Genomic DNA, 7,065 nt, shown 5'->3' with positions numbered 1-7,065 from the left:
ATTAGGTGTTCGGTGTGGTAACCTCACTTTTAACCTAATTTCACGGGGGTGGCAAGTTTTTTGCATTTAAATCCCTTTAAATCAAGGATTATTAACTTTTTTAATATAAAAGTTTTGACAATACGTTTGAATGGTTGAGGAGGATATTATGAAACCTATGTTACCTAGTGAAAAATATTTCGGTGATTTCGAATTAGTTTATCCATTTTATGGAGCTATGCCTACAGGTGTTACTGTTTCAGAAACTGGTCGTATTTTCACTTGCTTTCCGAAATGGGGAGACGATGTTAAATTTACGGTGGCGGAAATTGTTGAGGATCAATTGCAGCCTTATCCTAATTTACAAACTAATGTGGTTGACCCTGGGAATATCACAATGACTTTCATCAGTGTCCAAAGTGTAGTAGCTGATGGAAGGGGAACGGTTTGGGTATTAGATACAGCGGCACCTAATTTTTCTGAACCTATTAAAGGGGGGGCAAAATTAGTCGCCGTTGATTTAGAAACCAATACAATAAGAAAAGTATATACCTTTACAGATGATGTTGTCCTGCCTACCACTTATCTGAATGATGTCCGTTTTGATTTTCGTGTTGGGAAAGCAGGTTATGCCTATATAACGGATTCTTCTTCAAGAGGACCAGGAGCTATAATCGTCGTAGATTTATCAAATGGAAATGCCTTTAGACGGTTAAATGGGGCAAATTCAACTTCACCCGATCCCTATTTCATACCGAAAGTAGAGGGAAAAGTGTTGATGAATCGAAATAAAGATGGCAGTACTTCTCCATTTAGACTGGCGTCTGACGGTATTGCGATTTCTCCTGATGGAAGTGTATTATTTTTTTGTCCACTAACCAGTCGTCATCTGTTCTCGATCACAACAGAAGCCCTGAGAGACAGAAATATACGGGACATGGATTTACCTTATCATGTGGAGTATTGGGGAGAAAAAGGTGCGTCTGATGGAATGATCACCGATGCAAAGGGAACGGTTTATGCTGGAGATTATGAAAACAACAGTATCCGTAAAATATTGCCCAATGGCAAAATGGAAACTATCGTACATGATCCGAGAATTTTGTGGCCGGATACTTTTTCAATTGGTCCGGATCAATATTTGTATGTCATTGTGAACCAATTACATCGACAGCCTAGATTTCATTATGGAAAAGACTTACGACAGAAACCCTATAGTTTACTTCGTATCAAAATTGATGAATTTCCTGCTCCGACCTTTTCATAATAAAATCCAAACTGATCTGTTCGTTTGTATTTCTTCCCGGGGTTCTAATTAAATTTTCAAAAAAGCCCTCAGATTTGAATCGTCTGAGGGCTTATGGAATGTATTATTATGATTATTTTCAAAATAAAAGTTAATAGCTATAACAGCGGAAAAAGTAGGCGGGCCCCTTGCTGCATTAACCGCTGTGAAGGCGAGAGTTGCAATAAATCATCCATTCGCAATGGGACAGAATCACAAAGGTCTTGCTCAAACTGTTCTGTAAGATCTTTCGCCACATCTTTACTGTGAATAAATTCACTCACTTCGTAATTCAAACGAAAACTTCTCATATCGTAGTTTGCTGCTCCCACTTCTGCTACTTCCCCATCGATAACCATCGTCTTCGCATGTAGCATTCCTTTGTTATATAAGTAGATTTGGACCCCTGCCTCCAATAATTCTCCATAATAAGTAAAGCTTGCACGTTCTACCATTTTTTGGTCCCCTTGATGGGGAACCAGCAATCTTACACGTACTCCACGTTGCACAGCCGTCTTAAGCCCCATAATAATATCCTGATCTGGTACAAAGTAGGGTGTGGTGATATCAACAGTCTTTGTGGCTTGTGTTAACCCTATAAAGTAAGCTTGCCTAATAAAAGGTGTAGGAATACTTGGATTCCCTTCTACTGTCTGAACATAGGCTTGGTGCATTTTCTCATTAGCCGGAACTTTATTCGTCTTTGTTCGTTCAACCGTGCCCAGCTCTGTGCTCCATTCTGTCATCATGGTAAATGGTTTTAACCTGCTGGTTTTAGGAATGATTGAGGGTCCACCCTTTATTGTTTTCATTCCAGAATTCCCCTTAATGTATTCTGGTGAGGCAATCTTCCAATGGTTCTCGAAAACCATTTTCAAATCAGCTGAAGCTTCCCCAACAATTTTTACATGAGTGTCACGCCAGTGGCCTACATTTGGCTTTAATCCAGTATATTCTTCCCCAATATTAATCCCACCGGTAAACGCTTCTTTGCCGTCGATTAGGGCAATCTTACAATGATCCCGGTTATTCAATGTTGAAAATATCCAAGGGGGACGTAAAGGAAAAATAGTCCGGCATTCTATTCCAGCATCCATCATCCGAAAAACCTGATTTTTGGATAATTTCCTGCTCCCCCAACCGTCTCTTATAAACCGGATATGTACACCTTCCAATGACCGTTCAATCAGTAAGTCCGTCATGTACCTTCCGATTTCGTCGTCTCTATAGATGTAATATTCAAGGTCAATCGTTTTTTGGGCGTTCTGTATAGATTCCATAAGTTTTTCATAAGTATTCATCCCATTTATAAGTACTTGTACTTGACCTGACTTTACTCCATTCCCGGTTAAATGTTTCAATGCTTTCGCTATTTGCTGAGCTGAGCTGCCAAAAGAATCAGGAAGCATGTCTGATTCAGAAGAAATAATCGCTGGCTTTTTACTTCGATTCATACGTATCGGATTTGATGTAATAAGATAGAGCCCAAAACCAATCACAGGGAAGATAAAACTAATGGTTATCCAATTTAAAGCCACTGCTGGTCGCCTTACCTCGCGGATCGCCATAATGATCATAAAAATAGTATTTAATAAATAGAGTCCAAAAATCCATACCAATATAAAGCCCCCTCCTTTCTCTTTTAGAATGTACAAATGGTAACTCGTTTATAAGTTTCTTTAAAATTTAGTTTTTCATAAGGAAAACTGTATCGCATACTACTGAGCAATTAACTACTCTACTTCCTTTTTGGGGTTATTTTGAGATGTGCCGTTTTTTCAAATCATCCTAAAAGCCAAACCTATCCATTATTATGTGAATTCATTTACATAATAAAAAAATTGAACTTTTAGACTGGTAGATATAACATTCATTTTAAGAGATAAACTGCTATGATTATTGAATCAGCAGTTAATTGTATGAAGATCAACTCATTAAGAAAGGTGAGTAGATAAATGGTTTCAAAACGACAAAAAGACATCGTGTTGTCTTTAATGAAAGAGAAGGAACCTGTTACAGCCGAATGGATAGCAAAAGAGCTCGGTGTGAGTGATAGAACCATTCGTACCGAGATCAAGGAACTTCAATCACAATCCACTTCGCTAGGAATCATGATTGAATCGGTTCGAGGAAAAGGTTACCTATTAGATATAAAGGATACTGAAGTGTTTGAGCAGGAGTTTATTTCTAATGCGAATGATGCAATAAATGAAAGCCAATCTGATTTTTCTGAACAGGAAAATCGGGTTTTGTATATGTTAAAAAGATTTTTATTAGAAAAGGAACCTATAAAATTAGAAAGTCTTGAAGAAGAGCTATTCGTTTCCAAGCCAAAGCTTCAAAATGACTTAAAAATTGTCCGTGAATTATTGGAAAATTATCATCTAAAGTTAGTTACAAGACCGCATCATGGTTCGCAGGCAGAAGGCGATGAATATATGAAGCGGCTATGTTTTTCGAATTATATTTTACGGCGAAACAGCAACTTAAACATTGACAGTCATTCCTTTCAACTTTTGGATCAAAATTTGTTTGAAAGGGTAAAGGAAACGATCATGAAAAAAGTGAATGAATACAAAATTGAGGTATCTGACATTGCACTCGAAAATTTGGCAACCCATATCACAATTGGATGCAATAGAATTGAAAAAGGATTTGTCATTGAAAACCTTGAACAAGATTTAATAGGAAAATATCCATTTGAAAAAATAGTGGCAAATGAAATTGTCAAAGAGGTAGAGGATTTTACGGGTTTGGAATTTCCCAAATCTGAGATTGACTATATTATTGTCCATTTGTTGGGGACAAAATTAATTCATAAGAATACGTTGAATGAATTTAGTAAATTTGATGAACTAGGCACCATCATTCAATGCATGTTGGAAAGATTGAAAACTGAATTAAATTGGAATTTCCAAGACGATTCCGAATTCATTCAAGCACTGACTTTACACATTCGGCCAGCAATGAACAGGTTACGCTATAACATGAACATTCGGAATCCATTATTAGAGGAAATTAAACGAAAATATCCTAGTGCCTTTGAGGGGGCAGCCATTGCGAGCAGATGCATCGACGATTATTTGGAGAGAGAGGTAGGAGAACACGAAATTGCATATATTGCCTTACATATAGGGGTAGCATTAGAAAGAATGAAGACAAGGCAGAAAAAAGCAAAACGGGTACTCGTGGTATGTGCGTCTGGTGTGGGCAGTGCAAGGCTTTTGTTTTATCGCTTACGAAATGAATTCAATGATGAACTCGATATTGTGGCTACAACCAATTATTATCAATTAAAAGAATACGATCTATCGTCTATTGATTTTATTATTAGTACGATCCCTGTAAAAGAAGAGATAGGCGTTCCAGTACTAGTCGTTAATACCTTTTTAGGGGAAGGAGATATTGCCAATATTCGGAAGGGAGTATCGTCTGGAAAAGAGTGTCAGAGCTATTTAGATAGATCCAAAGTGTTTATTCATAAAGACTTGAAGGATAAAGAAAGTGTTATCCGTTTTATGTGTGATGAATTATACAAACAAAAACTCGTCTCCAAAGATTATGTGAATTTGGTGTTGGAAAGGGAGGCGGTTGCTCCCACCAGCTTTGGGAATCTGGTGGCCATCCCTCATCCACTTACGCCGGAAACAGATGAAACATTTTGGACCGTGTGCACATTAAAGAGGCCAATCGAATGGACAGACAAACATAGGGTTCAATTTATTTGCTTGTTGAACATAAGAAAAGTACCTGAGAGTGATCTGGATAGTATGTATAAAAGGCTCATTGCTCTAGTTGAAAACAGTACAACGGTCCAAAAAGTTATTAAAAGTGAATCAGCTGAAGAAATTATAAAGATATTAAACGAATCTTAACTTATGCCATAGGAAAGAACGAGGGTATTCCAAAAGGAATTCCCTTTTTTATATTGGGTCTAAAATTTACATGACAGTAACTTCATCATAATTTTTATTATATTTCCGTTACCTAACGGAAAAAACCCTTCTGTAAAATTAAACGCTTTCAACGTAAACTATAAAACATAAAGAGGTTAAAACACTTTAGATTATTTTTCAAAATAACTTTTACGGATAATAGGAGGAATAAATCAATGAATATTTTATTATGTTGTGCAGCAGGAATGAGTACAAGTTTATTAGTAACCAAGATGGAAAAAGCAGCCCAAGAACAAGGGGTGGAAGGGAAAATCTGGGCAGTTGCAGCTAACTCAGTCAATCAACATATTGACAATGCGGATGTCCTTCTTTTAGGACCTCAAGTTAGATACCTTCTTTCAAATATGAAAAAGTTAGGTGAAGAAAAGGGCATACCAGTGGATGCCATCAATCCCATCCACTATGGTACATGTAACGGTGCAGAAGTTTTAAAAACAGCTATAAATCTAGCCAATAATAAATAATAAAGGGAGAAAAGAAAATGAGTAAATTCAACAGCTTTCTAGAAGAGAAAGTCATGCCAGTTGCAGGAAAAATTGGTGCGCAAAGACACTTATTGGCTCTTCGTGATGGTCTTATTGCGACCATGCCATTCATTGTCATTGGTTCATTTTTCTTGATCGTGGCTAATTTACCGATTCCAGGTTATGCTGATTGGATGACTTCTATTTTTGGCCCAACATGGGCTGCTAAATTAAGTTATCCAGTAGATGCAACTTTCAATATCATGTCACTTATTGCAGCGTTCGCCGTGGCTTACCGACTAGCAGAAGGCTATAAGCTTGACGCGATGAGTGCGGGTGCAATTTCAGTTGCTGCTTTCATGTTGACAACACCATTTAGTTTCTTATTTACTCCAACTGGAGCTGAAGAAGGAGTTTTGGTAACTGGTGCAATTTCAAAAGCTTTCTTGAGCAGTAAAGGTTTGTTTGTTGCGTTACTGTTTGCCATTATATCAACAGAAATTTATCGTTGGGTTGTCAAAAAAGATATTGTTATTAAAATGCCAGCGGGTGTACCGCCTAGTGTTGGTAAATCATTTGCAGCATTAATTCCAGGATTTTTTGTTCTTCTTGTGGTTTGGGTAATCCGTTTACTTGTTGAAATGACTCCTTATCAAAGTATCAACGGTTTAGTTACGACCCTTTTAGGTGACCCATTAAAGTTGGTAGGTCTTACTCTAGGTGGAACCATTGTTGCTGAATTATTCGTAACTTTATTATGGGCTACTGGATTACACGGTACAAACATTGTTAAAAGTGTAATGGAACCAATTTGGTTTGGTGCGATGGGTGACAATATGACGGCCTATCAAGCTGGACAGCCTCTACCGCATATTGTTACACAACAATTCTGGGATAACTTTGTTCACATCGGTGGAACAGGTGTAACATTTGGTTTGGTTCTATCCATGGTTATGTTTGCTAAATCTCAACAAATGAAAAGTCTTGGTCGTTTGGCGCTTGCTCCAAGTATCTTTAACATTAACGAGCCATTAATATTTGGTATGCCAATCGTGTTAAACCCAATCATGATTATTCCATTCGTCCTTACTTCAATCGTTACTGTTATTGTCACCTTCTTAGGAATGGATATGGGATTAGTCGCAAAACCATCCGGTATTGCAGTGCCTTGGACCATGCCGCCAATTATCTCAGGATATCTTGCTTCTGGCGGACATATTTCAGGTGCTATCATGAACTTAGTTAACATTGCTATTTCTTTTGTCATTTATCTTCCATTCTTCAGAATATATGATAAAGCGAAAAAGAGAGAAGAAGATGCAATGAATAAAGGCGAAACAAAGGAAAGTATCGCCTAAGAAAAAAGACTGGGTATTAGTTC

5 protein-coding genes are annotated in these 7,065 nt (G+C 37.5%); 4 read left to right on the top strand and 1 reads right to left on the bottom strand.

All coding sequences use genetic code 11. From position 1 onward, the window contains the following. The first annotated feature begins 148 nt into the window (after positions 1 to 148). Positions 149 to 1,246, top strand: a complete 1,098-nt coding sequence (locus tag M3610_RS24430; RefSeq protein ID WP_098576679.1) for an L-dopachrome tautomerase-related protein — start codon at positions 149 to 151, stop codon at positions 1,244 to 1,246. Positions 1,247 to 1,383: 137 nt separating this feature from the next. On the opposite strand, the gene M3610_RS24425 is transcribed toward M3610_RS24430, so the two are convergent. Beyond that, positions 1,384 to 2,883, bottom strand: coding sequence for a phospholipase D-like domain-containing protein (locus tag M3610_RS24425; RefSeq protein WP_098576680.1), 1,500 nt, complete (start codon positions 2,881 to 2,883; stop codon positions 1,384 to 1,386). A 336-nt stretch (positions 2,884 to 3,219) separates the two neighbouring features. Between M3610_RS24425 and M3610_RS24420 the strand changes: the two genes are divergently transcribed. The 3 genes from M3610_RS24420 to celB all read left to right on the top strand — a co-directional run bounded on the left by M3610_RS24420 (position 3,220) and on the right by celB (position 7,042). After that, the gene (locus tag M3610_RS24420) at positions 3,220 to 5,139 is read left to right on the top strand and encodes a BglG family transcription antiterminator (protein WP_251463198.1); all 1,920 of its coding nucleotides are present in this window, start codon (positions 3,220 to 3,222) and stop codon (positions 5,137 to 5,139) included. 236 nt (positions 5,140 to 5,375) lie between these two features. After that, positions 5,376 to 5,684: a PTS sugar transporter subunit IIB gene (locus M3610_RS24415; protein ID WP_251463197.1), complete on the top strand. Its 309-nt coding sequence runs from the start codon at positions 5,376 to 5,378 to the stop codon at positions 5,682 to 5,684. Positions 5,685 to 5,701: 17 nt separating this feature from the next. Next, on the top strand, positions 5,702 to 7,042 hold the full coding sequence (gene celB, locus M3610_RS24410) for a PTS cellobiose transporter subunit IIC (protein WP_098576682.1): 1,341 nt from the start codon (positions 5,702 to 5,704) through the stop codon (positions 7,040 to 7,042). Positions 7,043 to 7,065 lie beyond the last annotated feature (23 nt).

This window comes from Neobacillus sp. MER 74, from assembly GCF_023714155.1.
Note: the sequence above shows the minus strand (reverse complement) of the source record. Positions and strands in the feature narration are given on the sequence as shown.

Bases quoted from the DNA above. Each gene is read 5' to 3' on its own strand.
- M3610_RS24430 (WP_098576679.1), top strand. From the start codon at position 149: ATGAAACCTATGTTACCTAGTGAAAAATATTTCGGTGATTTCGAATTA.
- M3610_RS24420 (WP_251463198.1), top strand. From the start codon at position 3,220: ATGGTTTCAAAACGACAAAAAGACATCGTGTTGTCTTTAATGAAAGAG.
- M3610_RS24415 (WP_251463197.1), top strand. From the start codon at position 5,376: ATGAATATTTTATTATGTTGTGCAGCAGGAATGAGTACAAGTTTATTA.
- celB (WP_098576682.1), top strand. From the start codon at position 5,702: ATGAGTAAATTCAACAGCTTTCTAGAAGAGAAAGTCATGCCAGTTGCA.